15 protein-coding genes are annotated in these 16127 nt (G+C 66.6%); 10 read left to right on the forward strand and 5 right to left on the reverse strand.

The genetic code is table 11. The features are described from left to right. Positions 1 to 38: 38 nt before the first annotated feature. Entirely contained in the window at positions 39 to 1181 is a 1143-nt protein-coding gene (locus A3840_RS12235; protein ID WP_067456974.1) for a DUF2336 domain-containing protein, read from the reverse strand. Positions 1182 to 1376: 195 nt separating this feature from the next. Between A3840_RS12235 and A3840_RS19720 the strand changes: the two genes are divergently transcribed. The 4 genes from A3840_RS19720 (at position 1377) to A3840_RS12250 (ending at position 4375) form a co-directional block, all read left to right on the forward strand. Then, on the forward strand, positions 1377 to 1547 hold the full coding sequence (locus tag A3840_RS19720; RefSeq protein ID WP_165603175.1) for a hypothetical protein: 171 nt from the start codon (positions 1377 to 1379) through the stop codon (positions 1545 to 1547). Positions 1548 to 1563: 16 nt separating this feature from the next. Further along, a complete protein-coding gene (locus A3840_RS12240; RefSeq protein ID WP_067456977.1) occupies positions 1564 to 2364 on the forward strand; it encodes a hypothetical protein in 801 nt (266 codons plus the stop codon). A gap of 9 nt (positions 2365 to 2373) precedes the next feature. Further along, a complete protein-coding gene (chrA, locus tag A3840_RS12245; protein ID WP_067456980.1) occupies positions 2374 to 3576 on the forward strand; it encodes a chromate efflux transporter in 1203 nt (400 codons plus the stop codon). 61 nt (positions 3577 to 3637) lie between these two features. Continuing rightward, positions 3638 to 4375, forward strand: coding sequence for a hypothetical protein (locus A3840_RS12250; protein ID WP_067456983.1), 738 nt, complete (start codon positions 3638 to 3640; stop codon positions 4373 to 4375). 637 nt (positions 4376 to 5012) lie between these two features. On the opposite strand, the gene A3840_RS12255 is transcribed toward A3840_RS12250, so the two are convergent. The 3 genes from A3840_RS12255 to A3840_RS12265 all read right to left on the reverse strand — a co-directional run bounded on the left by A3840_RS12255 (position 5013) and on the right by A3840_RS12265 (position 6910). Continuing rightward, complete coding sequence (locus A3840_RS12255; protein WP_067456986.1) at positions 5013 to 5666, reverse strand: NUDIX hydrolase; 654 nt, start codon at positions 5664 to 5666, stop codon at positions 5013 to 5015. Between the two features lie 120 nt (positions 5667 to 5786). Then, positions 5787 to 6338, reverse strand: coding sequence for a DUF1254 domain-containing protein (locus tag A3840_RS12260; RefSeq protein WP_067456989.1), 552 nt, complete (start codon positions 6336 to 6338; stop codon positions 5787 to 5789). Next, entirely contained in the window at positions 6335 to 6910 is a 576-nt protein-coding gene (locus A3840_RS12265; RefSeq protein ID WP_067456992.1) for a DUF1214 domain-containing protein, read from the reverse strand. The genes A3840_RS12260 and A3840_RS12265 overlap by 4 nt, the downstream gene beginning before the upstream one ends. Positions 6911 to 7108: 198 nt before the next feature. On the opposite strand from A3840_RS12265, the gene A3840_RS12270 reads away from it, so the two are divergent. Beyond that, entirely contained in the window at positions 7109 to 7582 is a 474-nt protein-coding gene (locus tag A3840_RS12270) for a hypothetical protein (RefSeq protein ID WP_067456995.1), read from the forward strand. Here the strand turns inward: A3840_RS12270 and A3840_RS12275 are convergent. After that, positions 7579 to 9744, reverse strand: a complete 2166-nt coding sequence (locus A3840_RS12275) for a transglycosylase domain-containing protein (protein ID WP_067457043.1) — start codon at positions 9742 to 9744, stop codon at positions 7579 to 7581. The genes A3840_RS12270 and A3840_RS12275 overlap by 4 nt on opposite strands. A gap of 133 nt (positions 9745 to 9877) precedes the next feature. On the opposite strand from A3840_RS12275, the gene A3840_RS12280 reads away from it, so the two are divergent. The 5 genes from A3840_RS12280 to A3840_RS12300 form a co-directional block, all read left to right on the forward strand. After that, on the forward strand, positions 9878 to 10333 hold the full coding sequence (locus A3840_RS12280) for a YcgN family cysteine cluster protein (RefSeq protein WP_067456999.1): 456 nt from the start codon (positions 9878 to 9880) through the stop codon (positions 10331 to 10333). Between the two features lie 87 nt (positions 10334 to 10420). Continuing rightward, entirely contained in the window at positions 10421 to 11050 is a 630-nt protein-coding gene (locus tag A3840_RS12285) for a diguanylate cyclase domain-containing protein (RefSeq protein WP_067457002.1), read from the forward strand. A 1105-nt stretch (positions 11051 to 12155) separates the two neighbouring features. Further along, complete coding sequence (locus tag A3840_RS12290; RefSeq protein WP_067457005.1) at positions 12156 to 13421, forward strand: Hsp70 family protein; 1266 nt, start codon at positions 12156 to 12158, stop codon at positions 13419 to 13421. A 217-nt stretch (positions 13422 to 13638) separates the two neighbouring features. Next, a complete protein-coding gene (locus A3840_RS12295) occupies positions 13639 to 14058 on the forward strand; it encodes a hypothetical protein (RefSeq protein ID WP_067457007.1) in 420 nt (139 codons plus the stop codon). Further along, on the forward strand, positions 14039 to 16127 hold a 2089-nt coding region (locus tag A3840_RS12300; protein WP_067457010.1), incomplete at its 3' end, for a GTA baseplate fiber-binding domain-containing protein. The genes A3840_RS12295 and A3840_RS12300, both read left to right, overlap by 20 nt.

Below are 16127 nucleotides of genomic sequence, written 5' to 3' on the forward strand. Positions count from 1 at the left end.
GGCCCCGCATCGAGCGGGGCCTTTTGCGTTCCGGGTTCTTAGCTGGCGCGACGGGCGCCGATGCGGGCCAGCGCTTCAATGGCCTGTTCGACCACCGGATTGTGCGCCGGCGCCAGGCCGGGCGTGCGACGGCTGGGCTGGGTAAATGGCTGATATTGCGGCTTGTTGAGCTCCAGCAGGTTCACCTCGCCACGCCAGGCGCTCATCAGATAGGCCATGGATTCCGAGGACACGCCGCCGAACAGGGTAGCGAAATCGGGCAGAACGCCGGACCGCTCGCCATCATGGCTGGTGGCGTGGATCAGCACCTTGAGCCCGTCATAGGCGGTGGAGCCGAAGGCGCGCAGGATGACGAAGAGCGAGGCGCCGGTAACGTCGTGGGCGATCTGCCCGCAGCGGACCTCGTCCAGCCCGGTGATCTGGGCCAGCAGCCGGGTCACCTCCGGGCGCCGGTTTTCCGAGAACAGCTTCATCAGCGCCTTGGTCAGTTCGCCACTGGCCACCGAGATTTGTTCGATGGTCCGCGATATCGGCGCCGCCGGCGTTTCGCGATTGGCGAAGGCGTGGATGACTTTGAGGCGGTGGCTGTCGGAGAGATCGAAGAAGGCCGGCGCCAAGAGGGCGGCGTCGAAATCGTCGCGATTGCCCAGGGCTTCGGCCACGAGATGGTCCATCTGCGCCGAACGGGCCAGGGCGCTGAGATAGGCGCCGCGCGGCGCGATGTGGGTATTGGCGGCCAAGGCCCTGTAAACCTTGCGGGAATTCATCTGGAACAGCTTGGCCAGCACCACATTCGACAGGCCCGGCCGGCTGGCCAGGGTGGCGCAGGCGGGAACGTCGTAGCGCGCTATGACGTCGATCATGGTCTGGTCGGAGAGCTCGGCGGCATGCTCCAGGAAGGGGATGAGGTCCTCCCCGATATTGTCGATGACCAATTGCTCGAGCTTGGGGGAGAGCAGTTCGGCGCGGCCCAGGATGGCGGCGCCCTTGGCGCGGGCCTGTGGCCCGGCGGTCGGAAACAGGCGGCCGGCAAGGGTTTCGAACTGTTCCATTTCGGGAATTGTCGGCTTGCCGCGCCGCGCATAGGCGTCGCAGGCCGCGATCAGCAGGGTATTGGTGCGGTCGACCCCGCCCGTCTCGATCAGAAGCTGGAAGGTTTCGTAAGGCTGAAAACCAAGCATGTGTGCAGGAACCGTCGACTCGCTTTCGCATCCCAAGCGATGCCAAACAACTCTTGCCGGCAATTCGTTAGCAGACTGTTAACCTTGACGATCTCTTAATGGGGCGAAACGCGTGGGGCGACGCGTCGGACTGCTAATTTACTACTCGCTGCCTCCACTAGGGACGGGGGAGCGGCATCTCGAACGGAGGCCAGCTTGGGAAAGCTGCTGAAATTTGCCGGGCGGAAGACAACCGCCAGCGATGGGAACACCACGCGCGGCTCCGCCCAGATCCTGATCTTTACCGGGGTGCGTTATGAACGCGGTACGCCGCCGCCGTCTGATTCTCATGCCGAAACCAAACGGCGCAAACGCAAGCGGGGATAAGTCCGCGCGCGGCTGCATGCGCTTTGTGGCGCTGGTGCTCATGGCCGGTCTCGCCGCGGCCTGCGTCTCGCGGCCGGTGGGCGACTTCGGCCGGGCCCAGCCTGGCGTCCTGCATGACCGGGCCATGCCCTATATCGGCAGCAAGGTCGCCGCCAATCGCGGCGAGCCGGTTTCGAACTTCAATCAGACCGACCAGGAGCGGGAAATGCATGACCGCACCTGGCGCTTCCTCGTCGCCGCGCATAGCCGGGACTGGATGTTCGACACCAATGCCGAATTGCAGCGCACCCGGATCGGGCCGGCCAAGGATCACCGCTATGGCCCCGAGCGCTATTATGCCTGGCTGCGGAGCACCCATTACCAATCCTCGCCGACGCGCTACAATTCTGTCGGCCGGCATATCCTGGCCGATATCGACACCCTGCCCACCACCTTCCGCGCCATCTGTGCCGTCGAGGAAGTGGACCGCCAGCGGCGCATCGCTTTGGCCGAGCTGCCGGGCATCGAGGCCTCCGTCGCGGCCAATGCGCAGGCCCGCTTCGTCGAGAATCGCTGGCATATCGACTGGTTCGTGCGGGCGCTGAACTACCGCTACCAGAGCTATGCCTATGCGCTGGATCACTTGCTGGTGGAAACCCCGCATGAACAATCCATGGCGGTGGACGAAAACCTGCGACGCCTCGGGCCCTGGGTGGACCGAGCCAATCGCGGCGATTTCTGCTCGGGCCTCACCGGCGGCGGGGGCGGCGCCGTCGTCACCATACCGTCACGCTACCAGACCATGATGCCGGATCGCGAAGTCATCCCCCAGAAATAACAGCCAGGAATGCCCGTGAGCGAACAGGAACGGCCACTTGCGGGCAATGCGGGTGAGGTCTTTCTCGCCTTTCTCAAGCTGGGCCTGACCTCTTTCGGCGGGCCCATCGCCCATCTGGGCTATTTCCGCGACGAATTCGTCACTCGCCGACGCTGGCTCGACGAGGCGGGCTATGCGGACCTGGTGGCGCTCTGCCAGTTCCTGCCCGGGCCGGCCTCCAGCCAGGTCGGCTTCGCGCTCGGCCTGATGCGCGCCGGGCCGCTGGGCGCGCTGGCGGCCTGGACCGCCTTCACCCTGCCATCGGCCCTGCTGCTGGTGCTGTTCGCCTATGGCGCCGCTGCGCTGGAGGGGGGCTTTGCCCAAGGCGTGCTGCATGGGTTGAAACTGGTGGCCGTCGCCATCGTCGCCCAGGCCGTGTTCGGCATGGCCCGGAGCCTGACGCCGGACCGGGAGCGGGCGGGAATCGCCGTGCTGGCCATTTTCGTCGTCGTGCTGGCCGGCGGCGCCATGGGGCAGGTGGGAGCGATCCTGCTCGGTGGATTGGCGGGCCTCTGGCTGTGCCGGGGCGCGCCGACCATGGCGGCCGAATCGCATTTGCATGCGCTGCCGCGCCGCGCCGGCATAATGGCGCTGGTCCTCTTCGCGCTGCTCCTGGTGGGCCTGCCGCTGATCGGCGGAGCCGGGCCGGGCCTGGCGCTGTTCGACGGCTTCTATCGCGCCGGGGCGCTGGTCTTCGGCGGCGGCCATGTGGTGCTGCCGCTATTGGAGGCGGAAACGGTGGGGCGCGGCCTGGTGACCCCGGACGCATTTCTCGCCGGCTATGGCGCGGCGCAGGCCGTGCCGGGGCCGCTCTTCACCTTCGCCGCCTATCTCGGTGCGATCGGGCTGGCCCCGCCCAATGGTATCGGCGGCGCCGCCATCGCGCTCGTCGCCATCTTCCTGCCCGGCCTGCTGCTGGTGGTCGGCGCGCTGCCGTTCTGGACGCAATTGCGGCGCTGGCCGCAGGCCCAGGCGGGCATGCGCGGCGCCAATGCCGCCGTGGTGGGCCTATTGGGCGCGGCGCTCTATGACCCGGTGTTCACCAGCGCGGTGCTGACCCCGCTGGATTTCGCCCTGGCCCTGGCCGGCTTCGTGGCGCTGGTCGCCTGGAAGGCGCCGAGTTGGAGCGTGGTATTGGCGCTGGGGCTGGCGGGGGGATTGCTGGTGCTTTGAGGCCGGCGCGTGACAGCTCCGCTTGTCGCTTATAGGCTCGCGCCGAAATGGGGAGGACGGCATGGGCAGTTCCGGCGTGGTGCTTGGCGCGACATTGCACGATCCGGTGGGGCGGCTGGCCGGGGCGATCGAGCGGCTGGCGGGGCCATTGCGAGAGGTCTTCCCGGCCATCGCGCTCAATATTTCCGATGCCACGACGCCGGAGGTGATCGCGGCGGCGCGGCTTCTGGGCGACAGGGTGATGATCCATGCGGCGGGGGAGGCCATTATCGGCAAGGCGCGGCGCGATGCCGTGGCCCTGGCGGCCGATGGCCGGCCGGTGCTCTATGCCGATTTCGACCATATGCTGCGCTGGGTGGAGTTCGGCCCTGAAGATTTGCGCGCGGTGCTGGCGACGACGCCGGATGTCGATTGCCTGGTGGTGGGGCGCTCCGAACGAGCCCTGGCGGCAGAGCCGCGCCGGTTGCGCGAGACCGAGGCGCTGGTCAATCATGCCCATGCGCTGCTGACCGGCAAGCATTGGGACCTGATGTTCGCCATAAGGCGCCTGTCGCCGGCGGCGGCCAGGCTCATTGTCGAGCGGAGCGAAGTGGACAGCCTGGCCAATGACGTCGAATGGCCGCTGCTGGTGCGGCAGGCCGGATTGCGGACCGGCTATGCGCAATCGGATGCGCTGTTCTATCGGACTATCGAGGAATTCGGCGCGGCGGCCGATAGCGGCGACGACGATCCGCTGCAATGGATCAGGCGGCTCGAATTCGCGGCCCTGCATGCGAGCGCCATGCGGCGGTTCTTGTGAAAGCGGGATAGTTGTTTATCGCGGTGGAGCGGGGATCATAGTGTGGATTTATCCCCTCCATACCGAACGGCCCGCGGGCCTGCCGCCGCACGCCCACGGCGTCGTCGCAATCCGGTGAACGCCCTCGGGTCAAGCCCGAGGGTGACGAGCGGTGGGTGGCGGGATCATACGGCAAATGCCGGCCGCCACCCTCATTCCCCTTTGAGGGGAGGAATGAGGGTGGGGTCATCGGCGGATCACTGAACCACCCACACCCCCGGATCGTCACCCTCGGGCCCGACCCGAGGGTTCTTTCTTGCCAGCCTTCCCCCACACCGAACTGCCCGCGGGCTTGATGCGAGGGCCTGCCGCCGCACGCCCACGGCGTCATCTCAATCCGGTGAACGCCCTCGGGTCAAGCCCGAGGGTGACGAGCGGCGTGTGGCGGGATCATGCGGCAAATGCCGGCCGCCACGCTCATTCCCCCTTGAGGGGGAGGAATGAGCGTGGGGTCATCGGCGGATCACTGAACCACCCACACCCCCGGATCGTCACCCTCGGGCCCGACCCGAGGGTTCTTTCTTGCCAGCCTCCGCCCACACCGAACGGCCCGCGGGCTCGACCCGAGGGCCTGCCGCCGCGCGTCCACGGCGTCGTCTCAATCGTGTGAACGCCCTCGGGTCAAGCCCGAGGGTGACGAGCGGTGTGTGGCGGGATCATGCGGCAAATGCCGGCCGCCACCCTCATTCCCCCTCGCCGCCACCACGCCGCGCAGCCTGGCCGCGGCTTTGGGGGCGATGTCGTCCAGCATGGCGATGTCGTGCCATTGGGCGGCGTGGACTTCGTCCAGTTGCGCGACGAGGGGCGCGGCCGGGTCGGCGATGAAGAGATATTGCAGATCGTGATGGACATGGGCCGGCTCGTTGCGGGCCGGCTTGCCGGGGACGTCGTGGCTGTCGATGACGAAGGGCACGTCGCTGTCCCGGTGCCAGGGATGCAGGGCGGCATGGGCGATGCCGGTTTCCTCCACCGCCTCGCGCAGGGCCGAGATATGGAAGAAGGCGGCCGGCTCGTAATGCCCGCCCGGTTGCAGCCAGCGGCCGATGGTGACGTGGTCGATGAGCAGCGTCCGGCGATGATCGGGCGAGACAATGAGGGCGCTGGTGGTAACATGGCCGGGCAAGGTCTCGCGCCGGTCGAGCGCATGGCCCGCTTCCATCTGCCAGCGCAGCAGCGAAAGATGCTCGCCGGGGCCGGCGATTTCGGCGCGATAGCGGCTGACTGCGGCGGCGAGCGCCTCGGCGAAGACCATGTCATGTCCTTTCCGGTGGTTCAGATGAGAATGCGAGCGGCGCTCAGGGATGGCGGCCAGGGGGCTGGCCATAGCTCACGATATGGGCGTTTCGTGGGTTATAGAACGCGTTTCCATGCCTCACGCGGCCGGGCGGGGGCCGCAGGTGAGTTTGGAGAGTTCCTGCTCGAAGCGGGGGCGCATGATTTCGTGGGGGGGCGCCAGGCGGACGAGGATGAAGAGGTCGTCGTCGCGCGATTCCACCACCAGCAGGCCTTCGGCGATGTCGATCTGCTGCTGGGCGAGCAGGCGGGTCTGGTCGGCATTGAAGATGCCCAGTTCGACATTCTGCCCGATGCCGTCGCGATTGGTGGTGGAATAGGTGACGATGCCGGCCTGGTTGTAGATGGCGACCGACCAGAAGGCGTCGGGCAATATGCCGCTGAGATAGGCGGGGCCATCGGCCAGGTCCACCTGGCAGAGGCCATAGCTGAGCTCGGTATCGATATGGAACGGGTTGGGCTCGCCCGGCAGCGCGGGCGGCAGGATGACCACGCGGTTGCGCGCCTCGAGCTGGGTGATGCGGGTCCAGGTCGTGTCCTCCGCGAGCAGGGGCAGCATGAGGATGGTGACGAGATGGATGAGCCCGCCCAGCAGGAGGCCGCCCAGGAGCCAGAGCAGGGTGCGGATCATCGGCATGCCTCCCGGGTGATGGCGGGCATGGTGGTGTCGGCGGAGCTGAAGCCGGTGAGCGCGGTGGTGTCGTAGAGCGTCATCACCAGGCTGAAGGGGCCGGTGCCGGTGAGTTCCAGCCAATTGCCGGGCCGGAGCGCGGTGCCGACATGGATGCGGAGGGCGCCGTCGGGGGCGCGGGCGATTTCGCTGGAGCGCAGGGCGGCATCGCTGCCCGGCGCGGCCAGATTGACCCAGTCGCCGTCGATGGCGGCCAGGGTCCAGAAGCTGGAGACCGGGCTGCGTCCATCCAGGCGGTAGGAACAGGCGAGATCGAGCGGCTCGCCGGCGCTGTCGGCACGGGCGATGAATTGCAGGCCCTCGCTGCGCCCCAGATGCAGCGCCGCCTCGCGGGCAATATGGGCGCGGGTATAGGGATTGGGCAGGGGAGAGCCGATATCGGGCCAGGTGGTCCAGGCCCCCAATTGCGTGGCGCCGAACAGGCGGCCATCGGTGAGCGCCGAATAGGACAGGCCGAACCCGGTGGCCAGGGCCAAAGCGATCGACAGGAGCAGGCGCAGGACGAAACGCACGGATCAGCTTCTCTGCGAATGGGGCATGGGATGGCCGGACCGGCTGCGTTGGCGACGCCCTAGGCTATAGCAACGGGCCGGGCGCGGCGAAAGGCGCTTGTCCGGCAAGTTTTGGTTTTGCGCGCCGGGCAGGGAGCTTGCGCGGACGGGCCACATCAGGGCAGGGAGCTGCGATTTCCCGAAAATGGCGGTGGTCCGATGCGCGCATTGATGGTTCCCGTGATCCTGGCGCTGAGCGTGGCGCCGGCAGGCGGGGGCGAGCTGAGGCCGCACGGTATCGTGTCGCGCCTGGATACGTCCGAATGGGTGGGGGATTTCTTCGCCGATGCGGAGCGGTCGATCACGATCTTCTTGTGGGACAGGAACACCTTGCAGATCGACGGGCTGTTCACGATCGGCCTGCTCGATCCCGATCGGCGGGCGGCGGGGAATGTGGAGAATGCGCAATTCTCGGTGCGCATTCCGGACCGCGACATCCATGTCGATAATCAGATCGCGTTCATGCTGGGGCCGGATGGAGCCCTGCCGCCCGGCGAGGCCGGGCCGGACGATTGCGTGCTGGTGCTGCGGCTCGACTGGAACATCAACTGGATCGATGTGACCGAGAGCGGGACCTGCATGGCCGCGTTTGCGGGCCGCTACGAATATCGCCCCATCGACCAGGACGATTAAAGCCCGACCGCACCGGGTGCCGCCGGGGCGCTGGCGGTGTCGCTGAGGCCGGTATTTCTGGCCAGATTGGTCTCGAAACGGGTGGCGAGATCGAGCAGCTTGCGGGCGGCGGCGGGTTTCAGGCTGGGCGGACGCTCGGGCGCCAGCTCCTCCACCGCATCGAGATCGGCATCGGCGATGATGCGCTGGGGCGGCACGAAATCGACGCCGAACACCGGCTCCACCTCGATATTGGTGTGGGCGAAGGCCATGAATTTCTGCCAGGCCATGGTGGGCAGCAGGCCCCCGGTGAGATTGTTGGTGGGGCGGTAATCGTCATTGCCCAGCCAGACGGCGGCGACGTAATTGCCGGTGAAGCCGGCGAACCAGGCATCGCGATAGGAGGTGGTGGTGCCGGTCTTGCCCAGGGCCGGCACGCCCTCGATCTGGGCGCGGGTGCCGGTGCCGCTGGTGACCACGGCGCGCATCATCTGGTTCATATAGGCCACGGTCTGCTCGGAGAGCACGCGGGGCTTTTCCGCATGCACGTCGTGTTCCCAGATGAGGTTCTCGTTGAGATCGGTCATGCGGGTGAGGCCATAGGCCTGCGTCTTGAGGCCGTGATTGGCGAAGACCGCGTAGGACGAGGTCATGTCCAGCACCGAGACCGAGGCCACGCCCAGGGCCAGCGAGCGGGTGACCGGATATTCCTGGCGCAGGCCCATGCGATAGCTGAGCTGGGCGATGGCGTCGCGCCCGGTCTTGATCGAGAGGGTGACCGGTACGGTATTGATGGAGGCGGCGAAGGCGCTGAGCAGCGTGGTTTGCCCGCGATAGGAGCGGCCGTAATTCTGCGGGCACCAATCGCCGATGCAGACCGGGCGGTCCGAAATGGTGTCGGAGGGCTTGAGGCCCAATTGCTCGAAGGCCTCGGCATAGACGAAGGGCTTGTAGGACGAGCCGGGCTGGCGGGTGGAGACGATGGCGCGGTTGAACTGGCTCTTGGCGTAATCGGTGCCGCCCACCATGGCACGGATGGCGCCTTCGGTATCGGTCACCACCATGGCGCCCTGCTCGACCCGATATTGCTGGCCCTGCTCGCGGATCACCGAATTGATCGCTTCCTCGGCATAGGCCTGCAGCGTGGTGTCGATAGTGGTGCGGACGATGAAATTATTGCCCGGCGCGTTGTTTTCATCGATCAGGCGCTTGGATTCCTCGAAGGCGTAATCGAGGAAATAGCCCGGCGAATTGGCGTCGGCCGTGCGATCGACCGGCGAGGCGGGATGGCGGCGGGCGGCGGTGACCTGGCCCTCGGTGAGGAAGCCGGCGGCCACCAGATTGGTCAGCACCACATTGGCGCGGCCGCGCGCGGCGGCGAGATCGATATGGGGCGCCCAGCGGCCCGGCGCCTTGTAGAGGCCCGACAGCATGGCCGCTTCGGCCAGGGAAATGTCCTGGATGCGCTTGCCGAAATAATAATCGGCCGCGGCCACGACCCCGAAATTGCCGCCGCCCATATAGGCGCGGTCGAGATAGAGCTTGAGGATCTGGTCCTTGGAATAATGCCATTCCAGCCAGACCGAGAGAAAGGCCTCGACGATCTTGCGCTCGATGGTGCGCTCGGAGGAGAGGAAGAGCTGCTTGGCCAATTGCTGGGTGATCGAGGAGCCGCCATGCATGGACGTATCGCCGGTGGCATTGGTCATCAGCGCGCGCAGGGTGCCCAGGACATCGACGCCGAAATGCTCGTAGAAGCGCCGGTCCTCGGTGGCGAGCGTGGCCTTGATGAGATAGTCCGGCATCTGGTCCAGGGCGACGCTGTCGTCGGAGCGGATGCCGCGCCGGCCGATCTCGTTGCCGAAGCGATCGAGGAAGACGACCGAATAATCCTCCGCCTTGTTGAGGATGCCGCGATCGATGATGTCGAAGGCGGGCATGGCGAGCGCGGTGACCAGCACGCAGCCAATGGCCCCGAAGGTGAAGGCGTCGGAGAGGATTTCGACGAAGAAGCGCCTGATGCCGCTGACATGGAAGCGGTTCATGAAATCCTGGTAGCGCGTATAGGCCCGGCCCAGGGCCTGCCAGAATTCGTAGAGCGAGGAATCCAGCCATGCATCGGCCGCCAGCATGCCGCCGGACGATTTGCGCTTCTTTTCCCTGGTATAGAACGGATCCTGCACGCCGATCCCCGGAGCCACCTGGCCGCATGGTTGTCGCCAATACGCGACCAATGCAACACAATCGCTGGAATATGATTGCCTTTGCCGTCCGGCAAGCGCAAACCGGCAACATCATGAACCGCCAAGGGTAAACATGGCCTTTTGGGAAGAAAAATCGCTGGAGGAAATGTCGCCGTCCGAGTGGGAAGCGCTCTGCGACGGCTGCGGGCGCTGCTGCCTCATCAAGCTCGAGGACGAGGATAGCGGCACGCTCATCACCTCCGACGTGCGCTGCAAGCTGCTGGACGGCGATAGCTGCGCCTGCACCGATTATCCCAACAGGCAGAAAAAGGTGCCCGACTGCATCAAGCTGACGCCGGACAATGTGCGGGAGATCCCCTGGATTCCCACGACCTGCGCCTATCGGCGGCTGGCGGAAGGCAAGGGACTGGCCTGGTGGCATCCGCTGGTTTCAGGCGATCCGCAGACCGTGGTGGATGTGGGCGTGTCGGTGAAGGGGCGGACATTCCTCGAAACGGAAATCGACCCCGAGGACTGGGAAGAGCACGCGGTGGACTGGCCGGAATTCGAACCGCCCGAGCATCTGTAGGACGCCTGATCGGGACAAGGCCTTACCTCCTGTTAACCATTCTGTGGCCAGATCGGCGGGAGGCAAACAGGGCCCAGGACAGGCTGGATGAACAGGGTGACCATGAGCGGCAATGACAGCTTCTGGGTCCGGGTGCGCGCAGTGCTCGGCCGGAACCCTGCCGAACCCGCCTATGGCCAATCGGCCATCGGCAATCCCGAGAAGAAATCCCGGCCCGCCCAGCGCATCGAGGAAGAATTGCGCCGGGGCTGGACCGAGTCGGCGCAGCGCCATGTGTCGCTCTGCGTGCTGGCCATGGAAATGGACCGCTATCCCGAATATTTCGCTGCCTATGGCAAGGACGTGGTGGAGCACAGCCTCGATCACCTGCTGGAGACGATCAGGCCGCTGCTGCCGGCGCCGTCGATCCACTGCCTGCGCCAGGGGCGCGCCGGCTTCGTGCTGGTGCTGCCGGACATGCCGGTGCTGATGGCGCGCGACCTGGCCAGCCGCATCGCCAAGGCCATCCGCCAGGAAAACCTGCCCAACAGGGAAAGCCATGCCGGCCAGGTGACGCTGAGCATGGGCCTGGCCATCACAAATCCGCAGGGCGGCTTCGACCGCGCCGTGCTGCACAATGCCAACCAGGCCGTCAAACGCGCCCAGCGCCGGGGCCTGGCGCGGCTCGAAGTCATGGACCTGCGCGCCAAGCCCGAAAAGCGGAAGAAGGCGGCTTAGGGGGCGTTTGCCCGAGGGTTGATCTAGCGCTTGCTGCATGAGACCTCATGGTGAGCCTGTCGAACCACGAGGTCGGGTGAGCGGAGGCCTGAGTGCCACGACGTCGTCCTTCGACGGACTCAGGATGAGGTCTGTTGAGGTTGTTTCGCTTCTACAGACCCAAATGTCAGGCCTATTTTTTCCGGAACAGGCTAGCCAACAATCCCCATACACTCCAGGAAGTACGGGAATAAGTTCTATTATAAGCGGCACGCTTTGGATTGGTCAGCCAGCCCCAGCCGCGCGGCGCCTTAAGGCCAAGATTATGCCGAATAATCCTCTTGGCTGAGGTTCGAGCAGCAAAACTCTTCTTCAGCGAAGGTTTACGAAATCCGAATGGTGAGCGACGCCGTGCCATGTCTTTCCCCCTTTGGATCAGAAAATACTGCGGGCAGACACAATGCAAGCCCGAGGGCAGCGCGGTGGATGCGTCAATCAAGGAGCTGAAAGAGGCGCCGAACTAAACACTCCGCCACAAGGGAGGAGTCTCAAATTTTGTCTTCCGTGCTGTTCTGCACCCCCTCCTAGCTACGCTAGGGCCTGTCGGCCAAGCTGCGCTCCGCCATTCGCGCATAGCGCTCATGGCCTTCTCACCTCAAATCTCTCCACTGGAGAGATTTGCCCTGCGGGCCGGTTCGAAGCCCATCAAGGGGGAGGTGGGGTTCGGTGTTTGCCGCATGATCCCCACCCGCAGCTCGTCACCCTCGGGCTTGACCCGAGGGCCATGCCGTCGCGCGATGGATTGCCGGGACAAGCCCGGCAATGACGGTGAAAATAGTGTCGCGGCCGTGCTTTGCTCCGCATTTCACCACGAGGGCTTTCCTTACCCACGGAGTCATTCCCGCGACAGCGGGAACCCCTGTTTGCGGCCTTTATATCGGGAACGGAGGTCCCCGCTTTCGCGGGGATGACATCGTGAAAATTCACGTAATGACGCGCCCTAAGTAAATGACCCGGCGAATGAGTGGAGCTCCCCGGAGCGCGGGACGCCAGTGCGTGGTTGCCATCTAGTTCCTTCTTCCCTAAAAGGCCCGTCCCCTCGCGCTACTTTCCGGACGGTTTTCCCATGACGCTGGCTTGCGGCCTCGATTTCGGCACGTCCAATTCGACCCTGGGGCGGGTCGGTCCCGATGGGCAGCCGCAGCTTTTGGCGCTGGAGGATGGGCAGGCGACCATGCCCAGCGTGCTGTTTTTCGGCTTCGAGGACGATCGCGTCCATTTCGGGCGGGCGGCTTTGGCCGAATATGTGACCGGGGCCGAGGGGCGGCTGATGCGGTCGCTGAAAAGCGTGCTGGGTACGGCACTTTTCGCCGATACGACCCGGGTGAAGGCGCGGCGGCTGGGGTTCGGGGAGATCATCGGCACCTATATCGGGGAATTGAAGCGGCGGGCCGAGGCCGAGCTGGGCGCGGAGCTGACGCGGGTGGTGATGGGCCGGCCGGTGCAATTCGTGGATGACGATGCCGAGGCCGACCGCATGGCGCAGGGGCAATTGGAAGCGGCCGTGCGGGCGCAGGGCTTCGAGGAGATCGCGTTTCAGTTCGAACCCATCGCCGCCGCCCTCGACTATGAGCGGCAGGTGAGCGGGGAGAAGCTGGCGCTGATCGTCGACCTGGGCGGCGGCACCTCGGACTTTTCGCTGGTGCGCGTCTCGCCGGCGCGGGCCGGGGCGGCGGATCGCTCGGGGGATATCCTGGCGACGGCGGGCGTCCATATCGGCGGCACCGATTTCGACCGGCTGCTCGCCATGAGCCGGATCATGCCGGAACTGGGGCTGGGCTCGCGCACCCGGGACGGCAAGAGGCATTTGCCGGTGGCGCCCTATTACGATCTGTCCACCTGGCACCGCATCAACCGGCTCTACGATCCGCAGGCCCTGCGCGACCTGCGCTCCACCCTGCGCGAGGCGATCGAGGCGGAGCGGGTGCGCACCATGATCATGCTGGTGGAGGACAGGCTGGGGCACCGGCTGATCGGGGCGGTGGAAGCGGCCAAGATCGCGCTGTCGGACGCGACGGAGACCGATTTCGTCTTTCCGGTGCGGGACCGGGATATCCGGACCACGATCAGCGTGGGGCAATTGGCCGAGGCGCTGGCCGATTCGGTGGCGCGGCTGGAAGCGACCATCGGGGAAACGCTGCGACGCGCGGGCATCGGCGCCGACGCGGTGGATAGCCTGATCCTGACCGGCGGTTCGACGCTGGTGCCGGCGGTGTCGCGCCGGCTCGGGGCGCTGTTTCCGGAGGCGGAGGTGGTGCGCACCGACGTGCTGGGCAGCGTGGGGCTGGGCCTGGCGCTGGAGGCGAAAAGGGTGTTCGGGCCGGGACACTAGGCCGGTTCATCCCTGTCCGGATCAGGCCCAAAAAGAGACCGGGGGCCTCAAGATGGATCCCGGTCATTCGCCGGGATGACACCGGCGGATGGAGAATGTCCAAAAAAAAATCTCTCGATTTATCCCCCCGTCACGCTGGTCGGTTATGTTTATGGCATGGTCGACAAATTGGGTCGGCGGCGGGCGGAATGCCCCGGCACTTTCGGGAATTGCTGAAATGGATGGAACGGGCACGGCGAGCCGGGAACGGCAGCCTGACTGGGCGACGATTCGCGCCGAATATGAGGGGCGGCTCTATGAGGCCCGCATGATCTGCAAGCGTCACGCCATCACCGTGTCGCAATTGCGCTACCGGCGCCAATGCGAGGGCTGGCTGAGCCAGCGCGAGCGGCGGCCGAAAGAGGCCGTGCTGGTGTCGCGGATGCTCAAAGTGCTGGAAAGACAGATCAGGGATTTGGAAATGAGCAAGGACGAACCCGTGGACAAGCGGACCAATACGCTCGCCACACAGGTGAAGACGCTCGACAAGCTCATCGAGCTGGGCGCGGCGGAGCGTAATGTGGAGCCGGCCACGCGCAAGGATATGAACGATATTCGCGCCAAGCTGGCCCAGCGTCTTGCCCAGTCCCGACGCTAGGCTGGAACAGGCCCGGGCCGATGTCGAAGGGCTGAGCGACGACATGGCCTACAGGATGCTCTATTGCTGGCCACGCTGGGCCAGGCGGGAGCAAAGGCCCCCGGTGGGCGACTGGACCACCTGGCTTTTGATGGGCGGGCGCGGCTCGGGCAAGACCAGGGCCGGCGCCGAATGGGTGCGGCGGCTGGCGCGCAAGCGCATCTCGCCCATCGCTTTGGTGGGCGAGACCATGAGCGAGGCGGTCGAGATCATGGTGCGGGGCGAAAGCGGTATTCTGGCCGTGCATCCCGACGAGGAACGCCCCACGCTGCATGGCAAGAGCCGGCTGAGCTGGCCCAACGGGGTCGAGGCCACGATCCTCACCGCCTCCGACCCGGAGCGGTTTCGCGGGCCGCAATTCGCCGCCGCCTGGTGCGACGAAATCGGCTGTGGCGCGGTCGACAAGGGCGCGAACCAGCCCAATATTTTCGGCGATGCCAAGAGCGCCGAAGGCGGGCGGCCCTATTTTTCGAGCGGTCTGCCGGACGGGCTGATCCAGCGGCAATTCCTGCGCGCCCATCACCGCCATTGGCACGATCCGGCGAAGAATCCGCCGGGCATGGTCGATGTGGACAGGCTCTATTGCTGGACCTGGGATGCGCGGCCCTATCCGAGCTTTCCGGCGTTGGAAGCGGTCTGGGCCGATGGGCCGAACCATGGCAATGGCCATTGGCTGACCGGTCGGCTGGGCGCATTGGCCAGCGACGAGCTGGCCGGGGCCATCGCCGAGGATCACGGATGCGCGCTCGACGCCGTGCCCGCCGCGCCACTGGTGGGCGGCATGGTGATCAACGGGCCGGGCACGGCGCGCCAGGCCATCGAGCCGGTGCTGGAGATAAGTGGGCAGGTGCTGCTGGCCCGCGATGGCGTCCTGCTGGCGCGGGCCCAGGGCGCGGGTCCGACGACCATGCTGGCCCCCGAAACGCTGGCGGCAACCGACGGGCCGGTGCTGGCGCGACGGCGGGGGGATGCGGCGGAGCGGCCGGGGCGGCTGAGCCTGGCCCATTTCGATCGCGAGCGGGATTACCTGATGGCCAATGTCACGGCCCTGCGGCCGGGAACCGGAAACCTGCTGGCCGAAACGCTGCCCATGGTGCTGGACGGCGCGGGGGCGCGGCGCGCCGCCGAAAGGCTGCTGGACCGCCGCGCCGCCGCCGGCGACAGGCTGGAACTGGCCCTGCCGCCGGACCGGATCGCGCTGGAGCCGGGGGATCGCATCGACCTGCCCGGGCTGGCGGAAGGCCCGTTCGAAATCACCGATATCCGCGATGGCGCGGTGCGGCGCATTACCGCCTCGGCCCTGCCGCGGCGCGATGCCGTGGCGGCCGGGTTGGAGCGGCCGCGCGGCGGGGCGGCGATGCCGGCGCCGCAGGTCGCCCCTGTCGTGGTCGCGGCGCATCTGCCGCCGCTGCCGGACGATCCGGCGCGCAGTCGCCTCCTCATCGGGGCCTTTGCCCGGCCCTGGCCCGGCGCGGTCCGCATCGCGGACGACAGCACCGGCGCGGTGCTGGCGGAGCTGACGCGGCCGCTGGTGATGGGCGAAACGCTTGGCCCCCTCGCGGCGGGGCCGCGGGCAGTGTGGCATCGCGGCCAGGCGCTGGAGATCGCACTGGGCTCCGGCCATCTGGCCGATCTGGACGAAGGCGAGGTGCTGGCGGGCAATAACCGCATCGCGGTTGAAACAGACAGCGGCGCCTGGGAAGTCATCGGCTTCGCGCGGGCGGAGCTGGTCGCGCCCCGGCGCTATCGGCTGAGCCTGTTGCTGCGGGGGCTGGACGGCACCGAGGCGGCTATCGGCCCGGTCTCGGCGGGGCGGCGCGTCATGGTGCTGGACGGGCGGGCGGCCACGCTGCCGGTCGAGGCGCATCGCATCGGCGAGAGCCGGAGCCTGCGCTGCTTTGCCGGGGCGGGGGACGCGACGGGGCGGGCCTTTGTGGTTTCGCCCGATGCGGGGCCGGCCCTGCCGCTCGCGCCCGTGCATCCGCGCGCGGTGCGGCGGGAAGACGGCGCCATCGCGCTGTCCTGGACCC

The organism is Devosia elaeis (assembly GCF_001650025.1).
Taxonomy (GTDB): Bacteria; Pseudomonadota; Alphaproteobacteria; order Rhizobiales; family Devosiaceae; genus Devosia; species Devosia elaeis.